The organism is Arthrobacter sp. NPDC055138 (genome assembly GCF_053607305.1).
The window spans coordinates 595,356-611,334 of the sequence record NZ_JBSGTH010000002.1; the positions used below are offsets into that span (position 1 = coordinate 595,356).

Below are 15,979 nucleotides of genomic sequence, written 5' to 3' on the forward strand. Positions count from 1 at the left end.
TTGAAGGTTAGAGTTATGTCAAGTAGTTCCTATCCGAGACGCTAGACGGAAGGCCGGGCCTGCACAATGACCCGGCTCCGCGTGTCGCACGATCGGCGGCCTCTGCGTTTCGATGCAGCCTGCAACCTGCCTCAACGAGTCACCGGCCGCGTGGGCGTACTCACATCGATGACGCTGGCTTTGCCCTTAACGCCTTTCGCCTGCAGCAGGGCCTGCAGCACCGTGGCCTTGAGCTCCTGCTGCCCCGCGTTCCCCCACAGCACCTTCTGGCCGTTGGTCAACTGCAGTTCCACCGAGTCCACCGACCGGGCCGAGGCGTGCTCGAGCTGTTTCAGCACCTCCGGCTGCAGCGCGCCGAGCACGCCGGTGATCGACGCGAACACATCGGAATCCTCGGCCGCGTTGGCGCCGTCGATCAACGGCAGTTTGGCCTCGCTGCGCTTGCGGACCGAAGCCAGGGCCTTGCCCGATTCATCGATCAGCACGAACTTCTTGCCGTCCTTCAACACGGCGACGGGGGTCCGCTCGATGATCCGCACATGCAGTTCGGAGGGCGGTTTGGCGACGACTTCCACGGACTCGACCGCCGGAAAGTGGTCCACGTGGGCAGCCACTTCCCGTTCGCCAACGCGCGCCAGCGGGATTCCCTTCAGCGGCTCCAGCGCCTCGCTGAGCGTGCCGGAGTCTGTCAGCTCGGCACCGTCCACGGTGATGGTCTTCACCGCCAGCGCCGGGGACAGGAAGATGACCGACGTCATCACGGCCAGGAGCACGACGACGGTGCCCGCCGCGATCAGCAGCCGGCGCCGGGTCTTGCGTCGGGGCGGCTCGGGGAAACTGACCACCGTGGTGTCGCGTCGCCCGGCCGGCGATGCGTGGGACGGCTCGGGCTGTTGGCGGCGCCAACGCGCCAGCAGGCCCGCCGCCGCCCCGCGCCGGGGCATCGATGCCGCTGCGGATTTACCGGCAGCGGATTCTCCTGCGCCGGATTTCCCTGGCGCGGATTTTCCTGCGGCCGACGACGCCGGTGCCCCCGTGCCGCCCTCCGACCGGCGGTTGCCCGCAGTCGGCCACGTGGAACCGGCCGTGGGAGTTTCGGCAGTCCCGGACACAGCCGTCTGGCCGGATGCCTGTGCCGGCAGCGCCGTCACTCTTCCGGAGGTGAGCCGTACCCCGGAGCCCGCGCCGGCCGCCGTCGTGCTTTCGGGCTGCCGCTCCGCCGCTACCGGTGCCGCGTCGTCAGACCGCCCCGCCGGGGCGGCAGGGCGTGCCGCGGGAGTGCGTGGCTTGCGCGGACTCATTGCACGGTGGTGGAGGCCTGCTCCAAGGCCTCCACCAGGACGGGGCCGTATTGGGTCACGTCGCCGGCGCCGACGGTCAGCACAATGTCGCCGGGCCGTGAGCGGGCCACGATGTCAGCCACGGCCCGGGCCGGGTCCGGTGCATAGCTGCCGGCCGGCAGCCGGTTAGTGATCAGTTCGCTGGTGACGCCCGGGATCGGATCTTCACGCGCGGGATAGATATCCAGGATCGCGACCGAATCGGCCAACTGCAGCGCCTGGGCGAATTCCGCGGCGAACTCCCGGGTGCGTGAAAACAGGTGCGGCTGGAAGAGCACGTGCACGGCATGTCCGGCCGCCACCTTGCGCGCGGCGGTCAGGGCTGCGTGGACCTCGGTGGGATGGTGCGCGTAGTCATCGAACACGCGGACCCCGGCTGCCGCGCCCTTGGCTTCAAACCGCCTGGCTGCCCCGGTGAAGCCGGCCAGCCCCTCGGCCGCGATCGACGGATCGATACCCTGCGTGATGGCGACCGCGACGGCCGCAGCTGCATTGCGGATGTTGTGCTCGCCGGGCACCTGGAGCCGCAGCGTGCAGGTGCCGCCCGGGTATTCGATCCGGCTGGCGCTGCCGGAGCCGGCGAATTCGCTCTCAACAATGCGGAGCTCGGCGTCCGCCGCGTAGCCGTAGCCGAGCACCCGGCACGGTGCGCCGGATGCTGCCACCCGATCTGCCAAGGCGCGCGCGCCGTCGTCGTCGAGGCAGAGCACCAGCGTGCCGTCGCTGGGGAGCAGCGCCGCGAACTGGTCGAAGGAGGCGTAGACGGCTTCGGCGGACCCGTAGTGGTCCAGGTGGTCGGCCTCCACGTTGGTCACAACGATGACCTGCGGCCGGTAGTTCAGGAACGAGGCGTCGGATTCGTCCGCTTCAGCGACAAACAGGTCGCCTTCCCCGTGCGCGGCGTTGACGCCCAGCGCCGCCACATCGCCGCCGATCGCGAACGACGGCTCCCGCCCTGCGGCCTGCAGCATCACCGTGGCCATGGCCGTGGTGGTGGTTTTGCCGTGCGTGCCGCCAACGGCGATCAACCGCTTCCCCTCCATGGCGGCGGACAGCGCCACCGAACGGTGCACAATGTTCAGTCCCGCGGCAACGGCAGCCTGCAGCTCGGGGTTCTCCGGCCGGATGGCGGTGGAGACCACCACCGTATCCGCGCCGCCGATATGGGCCGCCTCGTGACCGACGAAGACCGTGGCGCCGAGCGCCTCCAGTTGGCGCAGGACGGCCGAGTCGCGCGCGTCCGAACCGGATACCGGCACTCCGCGGGCCAGCAGGATCCGGGCGATGGCAGACATGCCGGCGCCGCCGAGTCCAATGAAGTGCACCGCGCCGAGCTCGCCGAATGGCAGCCGGGCCGTGGTGTGGAAATCAGTGGCTTTCATCGGTGCTCCTCCCCCGTTGCCTCGAGCACTAATTGTGCCATTCGCGCGTCCGCATCACGGATCCCCAGGCCGTGCGCTGCCGCGGACATCTGCTGCAGCCGCTCCGGGTTCTTCAACAGCGGCACCAGTTCGTCCGTGACCCAACGCGGGCTGAAGTCTCCGTCCCGGACCAGCACCGCGCCGCCTGCCTCCACCAAGGAGGCCGCGTTCAGGGCCTGTTCGCCGTTTCCGTGCGGCAGCGGCACCAGCACCGATGGCAAGCCGACGGCGGCAACTTCGCACACCGTGGCCGCACCGGCGCGGGCCAACAGCAGGTCCGCCGCGGCGTAGACATCCTGCATGCCGTCCACATACTCCACCTGGTGGTAGCCGGGAGAAGTGAGCAGCTGCCCCTCGGCATCACGCAGCGCCTTGTTCCGGCCGGTGATGTGCAGCACCTGGATTCCGGCTGCGGCGAGTTCCGGCAGCGCCGCGGCGATGGTCCGGTTGATGCTGAGTGCCCCGGATGAGCCGCCGGTGACGATCAGCGTCGGTTCCTCCGGCGCCAGCCCCAGCCTCAGGCGGGCGGCGCTGCGGGACGCCGGGCGGTCCAGGGTTGCGATTTCCCGCCGCATCGGCATGCCGACCCAGCGGGCCCCGGGCAACTGGGTGTCCTTGAACGCCACCGCCACCCGTTCGGCCAGCCGGGCCCCCACCCGGTTGGCCAGGCCGGGCCGGGCGTTGGCCTCATGGATCACGATTGGTACCCGGCGCAGCTTGGCCGCGATGTACATGGGCGTGCTGACATACCCGCCCACGCCCACCACGACGTCGGCCTTCGCGCCATCGATAATGCCGGCAGCCTGGCGCACGGCCCGGGCGAATTTGAACGGCAGCTTCAGCAGGTCAAGCGAGGGCCGGCGCGGCAGCGGCACGCGCCCGATGGTGGCCAATTCGTAGCCGGCGGCGGGAACCAGCCGGGTCTCCATGCCGGCGGCGGTGCCGACGGCGAGGATGCGCGCCGCGGGGGCTGCCTCGACCACGGCCCCGGCGATGGCCAGCAGCGGGCTGACGTGCCCCGCCGTGCCGCCGCCGGCCAGGACCACAGAGGGCTCGGAAATGTTCATGGTGTGGCTGGATTACCTTCTGCTCGGCTTCTGGTGGATGGGTTCAGCGGGTGCCGGCGGACGTGTGCTGCCGCAGCCTGCCGATCAGTCCCCCCGGCTTCTTCCGGCCGGCTGCACCGGTCCGGGCAAAGGACAAGAGTACACCGACGGCTGCCAGCGTCACGGTCAGCGCGGAGCCACCGTAGGAGATGAACGGCAGCGGCACGCCGATCACCGGCAGCAGACCGGTGACCACCGCAATATTCACGAAGGCCTGGCCGATGATCCAGACCATGATGGATCCGGCGAAGATCCGCACGAAAAGGGACTCCTGGCGCATCACCGTGCGCACCAGCGCGATGGCCAGGACGCCGAACAGGGCGAGGATGACCATGGTGCCGAGCAGCCCCAGTTCTTCGCCGATGATGGCGAAGATGTAGTCGTTGTGGGCTTCCGGAATCCAGTTGTACTTCTGCCGGCTTTGGCCCAGGCCCACGCCCCACCAGCCTCCGGAGGCCAGCGCGAAGAGCCCGTTGCAGGACTGCATGTTGAGCCCGGTGGTGGTTTCGCAGCCCTGGTCGGTCCACATCAGGATGCGGCCCATCCGGTTGGGGCTGACCACTACCAGCAGCAGCACCAGCGCACCAGCGCACAGGCCGGCGATGCCAAAGAGCTTCAACGGCGCGCCGGCGAAGAACAGTCCGCCGGCAATGATGAGCATCAGGATCATCGCCGTGCCCAGGTCATTGCCGGCCAGCACCGGTCCCACAATCAGGATGGCGCCGGGCAGCACCACCGGAATGACCAGGTGCTTCCAGTCGCCCAGCAGCCGTTCCTTGGCCGCCAGGACGGCCGCCATCCAGAGGCACATGCCCAGTTTGGCGACTTCCGAGGGCTGCAAGGACGTCCCGCCGGGCAACGTAATCCAGTTGCGGTTGCCGCCGACGGACTCGCCGAGCGGCGTGAAAACCAGCAGCAGCAGGATGACCGACAGAGCGAGGGCCGGCCAAGCCAGCCTCCGGTAGGTGGCCGGCTTCCAGCGGGAGAGAATCAGCATCGCCGTGACGCCTAAACCCGCGAAGATCGACTGCCGCATAAACAGGCCGAACGGCGAATTGTCGTCAGCGATGGATTCCACCGCCGACGAAGAGAGCACCATCAGCAAACCGATGGCGGTCAACGCGAGGGCTGAGCCGAGGATCAGGTAATAACTGGCGCCGCTGGACTGGGTTCCCGTGCCCTGGATCCGGTCCAGCAGCACGGTGCCGCGTTCCCGGAGATGCCGGAGCTTGGCCGCGGGGGCATCCTTTGTCCCGGCGGTGCCGGATTCGCGGACGACGGCGGGGGTCCGGCTTCCGCTGCGGGTGCCGCTGGTGGCCATTACTGCTCCTTGGTCGACGGTGCCTGCCCTTCCCCGAACCGGCGGACGGCTTCCATGAACGCATTGCCGCGGTGCGCGTAGGACGTGAACTGGTCCATCGACGCGGCAGCCGGGGCCATCAGGACGGTGTCCCCGTCGGCGGCTACGCCGGCTGCAGCTTCCACGGCTGCCGCCATCACGGTCTCGCCGGCGCGGACGCCCGACGTCGGCATCCTGTCTTCAGTTTCCTCCGGCGGGACGCCGATAACGGGGACATCCGGCGCGTGTCGCCGCAACGAGGCCAGCAGCGCCGAGTTGTCGGTGCCGATCAGCACCACGGCCTTCAGCCGGCGCGCGTGGTCCGCGATCAATTCGTCGTAGTTCACGCCCTTGGACAAGCCGCCGGCGATCCACACCACCGAGGAAAAGGACGCCAGCGAGGCCGAGGCAGCGTGTGGATTGGTGGCCTTGGAGTCGTTGACCCAGAGCACCCCGGCCTGCTCCAATACTTTCTGGATCCGGTGGGATCCCGGATCGAACCGCCGCAGTCCTTCGCGTACCGCGGCCGGCTCCACGCCGTAGGCCCGGACCAGTGCGGCGGCCGCCAGCGCGTTGGCAACCTGGTGCCGCGGCGCGAGGTCGCCGAGGTCGGCCAGACTGGCCAACTCGGCCGCCGAGTCACGGCGCTCCTGGATATAGGCCCGGTCCACCAGCAGTCGCTCCACGACGCCGACCATGCTCACGGCCGGCATGCCGGTGGTGAAACCGATGGCCCGGCAGCCCTCGACGACGTCGGCAGCCTCGACCATCTCCTCGGTCTCGCGCTGCTCGGCGTTGTAGACGCACGCGATCCTGGTCCGCTCGTAGATCTTGGCCTTATCGGCCAGATACGCGGCGTAGGACCCGTGCCAGTCCACGTGGTCTTCGGCCACGTTGAGCACCACGGAGGCCATCGGGGACATGCTGTGGGTCCAATGCAGCTGGAAGCTGGAGAGTTCGACGGCGATCACGTCGTATCCGATCGGATCGCGCACGGCGTCCAGGATGGGTGTGCCCACGTTGCCGGCGGCGATGGCACGCAGCCCGGCCGCTTGCAGCATGGATTCGGCCATTCCCACCGTGGTGGTCTTGCCATTGGTGCCGGTGATGGCCAGCCAATCGGCTGTGCGCCGCCCGGCGCGTTCGCGCACCCGCCAGGCCAGCTCAACGTCGCCCCAGATGGGGATCCCTGCGTCCGCGGCGGCGGCCAGCAGCGGCGTCTGCGGGCTCCAGCCCGGCGACGTGACCACCAGTTCGGCAGGTTCCCCGCCGACGTCGGGCAACGCGCTGCCATGCTCGGCACCTAGCAGCACTTCGCGGGCGCCAACAATCTTCAAGGTGTCGGCCTTGGCCCGGTTTTCCTCCGTGTCGCGGCCGTCGACCACCACCACGGCGGCGCCCAGTTCGATCAGCGTGTCGGCAGCGGAGAAACCCGACAGTCCGATGCCGGCGACCACTACGCGCAGTCCGGCCCAGTCCGAGTCCCAGGATGTCAGCGAATCAAGACGGTTCACGAGCCCAGCACCCAATCCGCGTAGAAGATACCCAGCGCGGCCGCCACGCACAGCCCGGCGATGATCCAGAAGCGCACCACCACGGTGACTTCGGCCCAGCCCTTCAACTCGAAGTGGTGCTGCAGCGGGGCCATCTTGAAGACCCGCTTACCGCCGCTGAGCTTGAAGAAGGCCACCTGGATGATCACGGAGAGCGCGATGATGACGAACAGGCCGGCCATGACCACCAGCAGCAATTCGCTGCGGGACAGGATGGCGAAGCCGGCAATGGCGCCGCCGATGGCCAGCGAACCGGTGTCGCCCATGAAGATCTTGGCGGGCGAGGTGTTCCACCACAGGAACCCGATCAGCGCACCGACCAGCGCACCGGCGAGCAACGCCAGGTCCAGCGGGTCGCGCACTTCATAGCAGGCTTCACCGGGCACCTTGACGGAGCCGCAGCTCTGGTTGAACTGCCAGATGCCCATCAGCATGTAGGCCCCGCAGACCATCACCGATGCGCCCGCGGCGAGCCCATCCAGCCCGTCGGTCAGGTTCACGCCGTTGGTGGCCGCGGTGACAATGATGTTGGACCAGATGATGAACAGGATAGTGCCAAGGACTGTGCCGCCGAAGGCAAGGTCCAGCCAGGGAATGTCGCGGGTGAAGGAGATGTTCAGCGACGCCGGTGTCCGGCCCAGGCTGTCCGGAAAGTTCAGGGCCAGCACGGCAAAAATGATGCCGACAAGGCCCTGCAGCACGATCTTCGCCCAGGCCCTGAGGCCGAGGCTGCGTTGCTTGGAGATCTTGATGAAGTCGTCCAGGAAGCCCACCAGACCCATGCCGGCCATCAGCAGCAGCAGCACGCCGCCGGAGGCTGTGGGTCCCTGGTGCGCCCCCCCGTTGATCAGCCACATGCCCAGGTGGGTGGCGAAATAGGCCACCACCACGGTGGCCACGATGACCACGCCGCCCATGGTGGGCGTTCCGCGCTTGGTGTGGTGCGCCGTCGGGCCGTCGTCGCGGATGAACTGGCCGTAGCCCTTCTTCACCAGCAGCTTGATGAACAACGGCGTTCCGAGCAGCGACAGCACCAGCGCCAGGGCAGAACCGATCAGCAGGGCTATCACTGCGCCAGGCCTTCCTCTTGGGTTGCGGAACCGCGCACTGCAGCCGCCGCGGGATCGTCCGACGACGGGTTTCCTAATGCTACCCGGTCGCCCAGGAACCGCAGGCCGGCTCCGTTGGAGGACTTGAACAGCACCAGATCGCCCGGTTCCAGCTGCTCTTCGAGCACGCGGTGGGCCTCCTCGGGGCTGGCGACCCACATCGACTCGTCGCCCCAGGAGCCTTCCATCACGGCTCCGGTGTGCATGGCCCTGGCGCCGGCGCCGACCACGATCAGGCGCGAGATGTTAAGCCGGACCACGGTCCGTCCGATCGCGTCGTGTTCATGAACGGTGTCGTCGCCCAGTTCCAGCATCTCGCCCAGCACCGCCCAGGTGCGGCGGCCGCGGCCGAGTTCGGCCAGGGCGCGCAGCGCCGCCCGCATGGATTCCGGGTTGGCGTTGTAGGCATCGTTGATCACCGTCACGCCGTCCGGCCGCTCGGTCCGTTCCATCCGCCAGCGGCTGGCCGGGCCGCGCCCGCCCAGGCCCGCGGCGATGGTTTCCGGGGGGACGCCCAGGGCCCAGGCGGCGCCGGCGGCAGCCAGCAGGTTGGCCACGTGGTGGATGCCGATCAGGCCGGACGTGACCGGGTGCTCGCTGCCGTCCGGGAAGCACAGCGTGAATTCGGGGTGGCCCGCCTCGTTAGTGCCGGCTCCGCGGGCCCGCAGCAGCTGTGCGGTGCTGTCGGCGGGCAGGCTGAAATTGTCGTCGGAGCTGAAGTAGAGCACGTGCGCGCCGGTGCGGGCGGCCATCGCCTTGACCCGGGGATCGTCGGCATTGAGCACGGCTGTTCCGTCGGCGGGCAGCGCCTCGGCCAGCTCGCCCTTGGCGATGGCAATGTTTTCCACTCCGCCGAATTCCCCGGCGTGGGCGCTGCCCACGCCCAGCACCACGCCGATGCCCGGCTTGACCATGTCGGCCAGGTATTCGATGTGGCCGATGCCCGTGGCCCCCATTTCCACCACAAGGTAGCGGGTGTCGAAACCGGCGGCGAAGACTGTCAGCGGCACGCCGACCTCGCCGTTGTAGGAGCCGATCGGTGCCACCGTGGGCGCCACCTGGCCCAAGATGCCGGCCAGCAGGTCCTTGGTGGTGGTTTTGCCGGCGCTGCCGGTAATGCCCACAACCTCGAGCCCCGAGGCGGCGCGCAGCCGGGTCACGATGGCCGCGGCGATGGCGCCCATGGCCAGCACGGCGTCGGCCACAATGATCTGCGGCAGGATCCGGCCCGAGGAATCGGAAACTTCGCGTTCGGTCAGCGCGAGCACGGCGCCGGCTTCGAAGGCCGTGCCAACGTAGAAGTGGCCGTCTGCGCTCTCGCCCGGCTTGGCCACGAACAGGCCGCCGGGTTCGATCTCGCGGGAATCTGTGGTGGCGGAACTCACGGTGATGTCGGCAGTCTCCCCCGTGCCGTCGACCGGCTCCCCAATGATCCGTCCGCCTGTTATCGCCGCAATATCGGCTGCAGTTAGTTCAATCATGACGATCTAGGACTCTACCGCCTTCGGGGAGAGTAGTCCGAATCCGTGCCGCTGCAGCGCCTCGCGCAGTTCCACCCGGTCATCGAGGGCCAGATTCTCCCCGTTGACCTCCTGCCAGACTTCGTGACCGCGGCCGGCAACCAGCACCGTGTCCGACGGCGCAGCCATGGCTACGGCATGCTCGATGGCCGCCGCGCGCGGGAAAACCTCCATGATGTCGGCGGACAAGTGTTCCTTCTCGGCAGCGGCACGGGCACCGGCCAGCACATCGGCGCGAATCTGGGCCGCGTCTTCGCCGTGCGGGTCATCGTCGCTGATGACGACGACGTCCGCCAGCCGGGCGGCGATGGCCCCCATCAGCGGGCGCTTGGTCTGGTCGCGCTCTCCCGTGGCGCCGAATACCACAATCACCCGGGCGCCGGGCTCGGGACGCCGCACCGAGGCCAAGGTCCTTTCCAGCGCGTCCGGGTTGTGCGCGAAGTCGACGATGGCCGCCGGGTTCTCACTGATCAGTTGCATCCGCCCGGGCACCTCCACGGTGAGCGGGTCAGCGCTGTCCAGCGCCTCCTGCAGCCGCGCCGGATCGGTCCCGGACGCCAGCACCATGACCACGGCCAGTGCGGCGTTGGAAATGTTGAAGGTGCCCGGCAGGCCGGTGTGCAGGCGCAGCACCTCGCCAGCGGGGCCGTGCAGCTCGAACCGGTGCCCCAGGCCTTCGCGGACCACGCCGCGTACGGCCCAGTCGGCGCCGCCGCCGCTCGTAGCCAGCGTTGCCGTCTCCACTCCCCCGGCCTGCGCCCGTTCGGCGAGCCGGCGGCCCCAGTCGTCGTCAACGCAGACCACCGCCCGGCGGGCCCGTTCGGGTTCGAACAGGCGGGCCTTGGTGTCGAAGTACTCGTCCATGCTGCCGTGCAGGTCCAGGTGGTCCTGGGTCAGGTTGGTGAACCCTGCCACGTCGAACCGGACGGCATCCACGCGCCGGTAGGAAATGGCGTGCGAGGAGACTTCCATCGCGGCGGCGTCCAGTCCCCGTTCGCGCATCAGGGCCAGCAGCCCGTGCACTTCGGGCGATTCCGGCGTGGTCAAGGCGCTGGGAATCGCCTCGGAGCCCGCCTTGATCTCGATGGTGCCGATCAATCCGCTGCCCAGTCCCAGCGCCGCCAGCAGGGAATTGATGAAGTAGGTGGTGGTGGTCTTGCCGTTGGTCCCGGTCACGCCGAACAGCGTCGGCGCCCCGCCGCCCTCGGGCTGGCTGCGGTAGATGGCGGCCGCCAATGGTCCCACGAGGGCACGCAGGCCGGCCGAACGCAGCACCGGCAGCCCCGGGGCGTTCTCGGCGGCCAGTCGGGCGCCGTCGTCGTCAGTCAAGATGGCCGCTGCCCCGGCCGCCTCCGCCTGGGCGGCAAATCCGGCGCCGTGCCGGCGCGCCCCGGGCAGGCCGATGTACAGGTCCCCCGGCTCCACCGAGCGTGAATCGATGGTGATGCCGGTGAAGGCCAGCTCGTCCGTGGCCGGTCCGCTTTCCGGGACCGGAAGGCCGCGGTGCTGCAGGGTGTCGCGCAGCTCCGCCAGACGGACCGGCCTGACCGTTGGGGGCCGCAGGGGCGAGGCGGACCGGTGGGACTGGTCGGCGGTGGAACTCACATATTCTCCAGGTTGGCTCATTCCAGCGGCAGGTCGACCCGTTTGCTGGTGGACGGCGGCACGTTGTAGGCATTGAGGACCTGCGTCATGACCTTCTTGAACGTCGGTCCGGCGGTCAGCGTCAGCACGCCGCCCTGCGGCCGCTGGATGGTCGCAACGACGACGAACTCCGGATCCTCCATCGGGGCGATACCGGCCATCGAGATGGTGTAGCCGCTGAACCCCCCGCTGGCGGAGGGCGCTTCGGCGGTTCCGGTCTTGACCCCGATCCGGTAGTCCTCAATATTACCGGCCTTGCCGCTGTGGTACTTCGGGTTGGTCTCCAACATGTCCTGCACCTTGTTGGCGGTCTTCTTGGAGACAGCCCGGCTGCCCTTCTTGGCAGGCACCTCATGCTCGGTGCCGTCCGGGTCGATGTAGGCGTCGATGAGCCGCGGCTGCATCAGCACGCCGTTGTTGGCGATGGTGCCGAACGCCACGGCCGTGTGCAGCGCGGTCTGCGCGAGGCCCTGGCCGAACATGACGGTGAACTCCTGCCGCCCGTCCCAGGTCTCGGGAGCGGCCAGCAAACCGGAAGTGGCGCCGCCGATGCCGATGTCGAAACCCTGGCCGATGCCGAACTTCCGCAGGTAGTCATACCGCTGCTGCCGGGTCAGCTGCTGGCTGATCATGGTGGTCCCGGTATTCAGCGACTGGGCAAAGATGCCCGCCGTGGTGCGCGTCAGCGTGCCGTGCGGTGTGGCGTCCTGGAAGGTCTGGCCGTTGACCGTGTATTTGGGCGGGATGGTGTAGCGCGACGCCGGGGTGGTGATCCCTTCTTCGATCGCGGCCGCCATGGTGATCATCTTGGTGGTCGAGCCGGGCTCGAAGGCGCGCGTCACCGCCATCGACTGACGGTCGCCGTCGGGAGTGGCACCTGGGTCGTTGGGATCCACCGTGGTGGAATCCGCCAGCGCAATCAGATCACCGGTCTTGGCATTAAGAACGACGACGGTGCCGTATTCGGCGCCGTAGTCTTTGACGGTTTCCGCGATGACTTCCTGCGCGTACCACTGGATATCGGTGTTCAGGGTCAGGCGGACGCTCTGGCCGTTGACCGCCGGGACCTCTTCATTGGTGCCCACCGGAATGCGGATGCCATCGGCGCCGATTTCGTAGGTCTTGGTGCCGGGCGTCCCGGAGAGGACGTCGTTCTGGGACGCCTCGATGCCTTCGAGCGGCACGCCGTCAGAGCGCATGAAACCGACCACGGCACCGGCTACGGCACCGGCCGGGTAGTTGCGCGTGGTGGTCGCTTGCGCGGACAGCCCGGGGAAGGCCAGGTCATCGATCTTCTGCTGGACTTCCGGGGTGACGGACTTGGCCACGTAGTTGAAGGGCTTGTCGCCGGTGACGGCTTTGGTGACCGTCTTCGCGTCCTGGCCCAGGATTCCGGCCAGCTCCGCGATGGCGTCGGCGATCTTGATGTCTTCGGATTCCTGGCGGATCGGGTCGAACCGGGTGTAGTCCTCTACCAGCCGCTGGTCCACCACGATGTCGAACCGCTGGACGCTGCGGGCCAGCACCTTGTTGTTGGCATCGAGGATTTCACCGCGCAGCGCCGGCAGGTCGACGGTGCGCAGGCGCTTGTCCACGGCAGCCTGCGCCATGCCGGCGGTGTCCAATCCCTGCAGCTGGAACAGACGGGCCCCGAGGATCACCAGCAGGATCAGCACAATGGCGAGTCCGGCCCGGAGCCGCCGGGTGGCCCTCGCCGTCCGGTCGGGGGGCTGGCGCTTGGCCGTTGGTGCTGCCACAGGTACCTCGTTTGCGTTGCCGGACAGTTACTGCCCTGTCTGTTGCTTCGGCGCCGGGATGCTGCCGCCGTTGAGCTGCTTCTCGTCGTTCTTCTTCGCTGCCTTCTCTGCGGCCGCAGCTTCTGCCGCGGCCGCGGACTGGGCTGCCGGCTTTGCTGCTGCGGCCTCGCTGTTCTTCTTCTCCGTCTTGGCCTTTGCTGCCGGCTGGTGGCCGGGGTTTTCCGGCTGCGCCACCAACAGCTCCGGCGCGGCGCCCGGTTCTGCAGCCTTCGGCTTCCCGGCAACTTTCTGGCTTCCCAGATCGATGGAGCCGACCGACGGCGACGTTACCATTCCCAAGTCTGCCGCCTTGGCGGCCAGATTCTGCGGAGCCTGGTTGTTTTCCAGCTGCTGTGTCAGTTTTTCGTTCGCTTGGGCCAGCGACACCTGCTCGTTGCGCAGCTCCACCAGTTTGTACTGACCGCTGGACACCGAGATGTTCAGCACCAGCACGCTGCCAAGGGCCAGCACCAGGACGGTGAAGCAGAAAAGGGCGAACGGCACCCGCTTGCGGGCCGGGCTGTTGGGAACCAGGGACAGAGGGGTACGGCGGGGCGCCTGCCGGGGCGAAGCGCCGGGACGGCCGGCCGGGGCCGCACTGCCGTGCACATACTGCTGCTGCTCGGGACGGGCTGCGTGGGCACTGGCACTCATTGTGCACTCCTGTTCCGGATCCGTTCTACCGCCCGCAGTTTGGCGGATGCCGCACGCGGGTTCTCTTCGATTTCTGCTGCCGTGGGTACTTCCGTGCCCTTGGTCAAGGTCTTCAATTGCGGCTTGTGTTCTTCCAGCTCGACGGGGAATCCACGCGGCGCGGAGGACTTCGCGAGCTGACTGAACACCGATTTGGTGATCTTGTCCTCGAGCGAGTGGTAGGACATCACGACGATCCGCCCACCGAGGGCCAGCACGTCGATCGCGGCGGGCAACGCCCGCTCGAGCACGTCCAGCTCCTCGTTGACTTCGATGCGCAGCGCCTGGAAAGTCCGCTTGGCCGGGTGGCCGCCGGTGCGGGCCGCGGCGGCCGGCACCACTTTGCGGATGGCTTCCACCAACTCGCCCGTGGTGGTCAGCGGGGCGGCATCCCTGGCAGCGACAATGCTGGAGGCGATGCGGCCGGCGAACTTCTCCTCGCCCCAGCGCCGGATGATGCGCACCAGGTCCGCCTCGGTGTACGTGTTGACGACGTCCGCGGCCGTCATGCCCCGGCTGGTATCCATCCGCATATCCAGCGGAGCATCGTAGGAGTAGGCAAAGCCGCGGTCGCGCTCGTCCAGCTGGAGCGAGGACACGCCCAAATCGAACAAGGCGCCGTCGATTTGCCCGAAGCCCAGGTCCTCGACCGCGTCGGCGATCTCGTCGTAAACGGCGTGGACCAGGTCGGTGCGCTCCGCGAAAGGCCGAAGCCGTTCCCCAGCGAGCGCCAACGCTTGCTCGTCCCGGTCAATGCCGACCAAGTGCAGCTGGGGAAAGCGCTGCAGCATGGCCTCCGAATGTCCGCCCATGCCCAGGGTGGCGTCGACCACGACGGCCCGGCCCCGTTCTTCGATAGCGCGCTCGATGGCGGGAGCGAGCAGGTTGATGCAGCGGTCGCGGAGCACCGGGACGTGGCGCTCCCCTGCTGGCCGCTCGCTGTTCATCCTGGATGCCTCTTCCTGCTGCTATCGGTCGCGTTCGGCGGGCCGGTCGGCCCTGGTGTCTTTAAGGCCGAAGGTCCTTGGACCAGATCCCCATCCGCGCCTGGCCTGCTCCGCCTGGCTCCGGGGAAGTGAGCCAGGTTGAACCTGCCGGGCGGCTGGAGATCTCATCCAAGAACGTCCGTGCCGCGTGTTGTGTTGTGGTACCGGATCAAAAGACTCCGGGCAATACGTCTTCGTCTGTTTCGGAGAAGGCGGTTTCCTGCTCCAGGAGGTAGTTGTCCCAGGCCTGGGCGTCCCAGATCTCCGCGCGGGTACCCGCACCGATCACTGCCAGTTCCCTGCCCAGTCCTGCATAGCTTCGCAGGGCCGCCGGGATGGTGACCCGGCCCTGCTTGTCAGGCACTTCGTCAGAGGCTCCGGACAGAAAGACTCGAATGTAGTCACGGGCCTGGCGGGAAGATATCGGAGCTTTCCGCATCTCCTCGTGTACCCGTTCGAATTCCTTCTGGCTGAAGACGTAGATGCAACGCTCCTGGCCTCTCGTCAGGACGAGACCGTCGGCAAGCTCATCGCGGAACTTTGCGGGAAGTATCAGGCGCCCCTTCTCGTCCAGCCGCGGCGAATGTGTCCCGAGGAACATCGCCACCGCCTTGCCGATTGGAGGAGACCGTCGACCCCCTGCGTCACCACTACCCTCTTATGTCCTCCACTTTACTCCACATCACGCCACAGTCAACTGTTTGGACCCCGTTTTGTAGCTGGAAATGTTCGGCGCGCTCCGCGCCACGGCAAGGAAGTTCCCGGGTGGAGCGGCGTGGAGGGGTTGTGGAGGGAATTGAGTCCCGGGGCATGGGCGTGTTCGCTTGCCGCACAAAGGTCCGGCCGCGTGGGGCCGCGGTGGAGCGAAAAGGAGTGGAGAGGGGTCAGATAGGCCCGTTAAACACGAAAAGACCCGTCAGGTGACGGGTCTTGCCTTCGTGAAGGTCGGCTCAGAAACCCTGGTGGAGCAAAGTGGAGCAACCGGACGGCTGCCCCGAAGGGGCCAGCCGGTCAGCGGTCTTCGCCGTGATGGCGTTCGTCCCATCGTTCTTCCAAATTGGCCATGAAGCCGCCCTTGGACGAGGACGCCGGCTTATTTCCGGTCGACCGCGGCGACCCGGTTCCGGCTCTCCGGGTGGTGGCCCAATAAACACCGGCCCCCATAATGACGAACCCCAAGACCCCGACGGCGATGATCTGGCTGAGAATACCGGTGAGCAAGACCAGAATTCCGGCAATCGCGACGAGTGAACCCACAACGATGTGGCGCGTCGACAACGATCGGCCGCTGGCCGATTCCATGTGGCTGGCAAACTTCGGGTCTTCAGCATGCAACTGTTGCTCGAGTTGTTCCAGCAGCCGCTGCTCATGCTCTGAGAGTGGCATCTGAGCCTCCTTTTATCCAGTCCCCCGAGGGCTGACTCAGTCGTTCAACGAACCCCGCGGGACAAGAGTTCCTGACACACCTACCG

Annotated in this window: 13 protein-coding genes; all 13 read right to left on the minus strand. The window is 67.7% G+C overall.

The genetic code is table 11. The annotated features are described in order from the left end of the window. Positions 1-131: 131 nt before the first annotated feature. Positions 132-944: a cell division protein FtsQ/DivIB gene (locus tag ACWF5H_RS07875; RefSeq protein ID WP_452035979.1), complete on the minus strand. Its 813-nt coding sequence runs from the start codon at positions 942-944 to the stop codon at positions 132-134. Positions 945-1,297: 353 nt separating this feature from the next. Continuing rightward, positions 1,298-2,722: a UDP-N-acetylmuramate--L-alanine ligase gene (gene murC, locus ACWF5H_RS07880; protein WP_452035980.1), complete on the minus strand. Its 1,425-nt coding sequence runs from the start codon at positions 2,720-2,722 to the stop codon at positions 1,298-1,300. After that, positions 2,719-3,828 (minus strand): undecaprenyldiphospho-muramoylpentapeptide beta-N-acetylglucosaminyltransferase, encoded by a 1,110-nt coding sequence (gene murG / locus ACWF5H_RS07885; protein ID WP_452035981.1) that lies wholly within the window; start codon positions 3,826-3,828, stop codon positions 2,719-2,721. Before murG ends, murC begins: the two co-directional genes overlap by 4 nt. Before the next feature lie 43 nt (positions 3,829-3,871). Further along, positions 3,872-5,188 (minus strand): putative lipid II flippase FtsW, encoded by a 1,317-nt coding sequence (gene ftsW / locus ACWF5H_RS07890; protein WP_452035983.1) that lies wholly within the window; start codon positions 5,186-5,188, stop codon positions 3,872-3,874. Further along, a complete protein-coding gene (gene murD / locus ACWF5H_RS07895) occupies positions 5,188-6,720 on the minus strand; it encodes a UDP-N-acetylmuramoyl-L-alanine--D-glutamate ligase (RefSeq protein WP_452035984.1) in 1,533 nt (510 codons plus the stop codon). The genes ftsW and murD overlap by 1 nt, the downstream gene beginning before the upstream one ends. Continuing rightward, complete coding sequence (gene mraY, locus ACWF5H_RS07900; RefSeq protein WP_364649643.1) at positions 6,717-7,829, minus strand: phospho-N-acetylmuramoyl-pentapeptide-transferase; 1,113 nt, start codon at positions 7,827-7,829, stop codon at positions 6,717-6,719. Before mraY ends, murD begins: the two co-directional genes overlap by 4 nt. After that, positions 7,826-9,349 carry a UDP-N-acetylmuramoyl-tripeptide--D-alanyl-D-alanine ligase gene (locus ACWF5H_RS07905; RefSeq protein ID WP_452035986.1) on the minus strand — a complete coding sequence of 508 codons (1,524 nt, stop codon included), beginning with the start codon at positions 9,347-9,349 and terminating at the stop codon, positions 7,826-7,828. The genes mraY and ACWF5H_RS07905 overlap by 4 nt, the downstream gene beginning before the upstream one ends. Positions 9,350-9,355: 6 nt before the next feature. After that, on the minus strand, positions 9,356-11,014 hold the full coding sequence (locus ACWF5H_RS07910) for a UDP-N-acetylmuramoyl-L-alanyl-D-glutamate--2,6-diaminopimelate ligase (RefSeq protein WP_452035987.1): 1,659 nt from the start codon (positions 11,012-11,014) through the stop codon (positions 9,356-9,358). Beyond that, positions 11,011-12,789: a peptidoglycan D,D-transpeptidase FtsI family protein gene (locus ACWF5H_RS07915; RefSeq protein WP_452035989.1), complete on the minus strand. Its 1,779-nt coding sequence runs from the start codon at positions 12,787-12,789 to the stop codon at positions 11,011-11,013. Before ACWF5H_RS07915 ends, ACWF5H_RS07910 begins: the two co-directional genes overlap by 4 nt. Before the next feature lie 27 nt (positions 12,790-12,816). Next, complete coding sequence (locus ACWF5H_RS07920) at positions 12,817-13,482, minus strand: hypothetical protein (RefSeq protein ID WP_452035991.1); 666 nt, start codon at positions 13,480-13,482, stop codon at positions 12,817-12,819. Further along, complete coding sequence (gene rsmH / locus ACWF5H_RS07925) at positions 13,479-14,468, minus strand: 16S rRNA (cytosine(1402)-N(4))-methyltransferase RsmH (RefSeq protein WP_364649628.1); 990 nt, start codon at positions 14,466-14,468, stop codon at positions 13,479-13,481. Before rsmH ends, ACWF5H_RS07920 begins: the two co-directional genes overlap by 4 nt. Positions 14,469-14,676: 208 nt before the next feature. Further along, complete coding sequence (gene mraZ / locus ACWF5H_RS07930; protein ID WP_127514456.1) at positions 14,677-15,108, minus strand: division/cell wall cluster transcriptional repressor MraZ; 432 nt, start codon at positions 15,106-15,108, stop codon at positions 14,677-14,679. A gap of 410 nt (positions 15,109-15,518) precedes the next feature. After that, positions 15,519-15,893 (minus strand): DUF3040 domain-containing protein, encoded by a 375-nt coding sequence (locus tag ACWF5H_RS07935; RefSeq protein WP_452035992.1) that lies wholly within the window; start codon positions 15,891-15,893, stop codon positions 15,519-15,521. Positions 15,894-15,979: the final 86 nt, after the last annotated feature.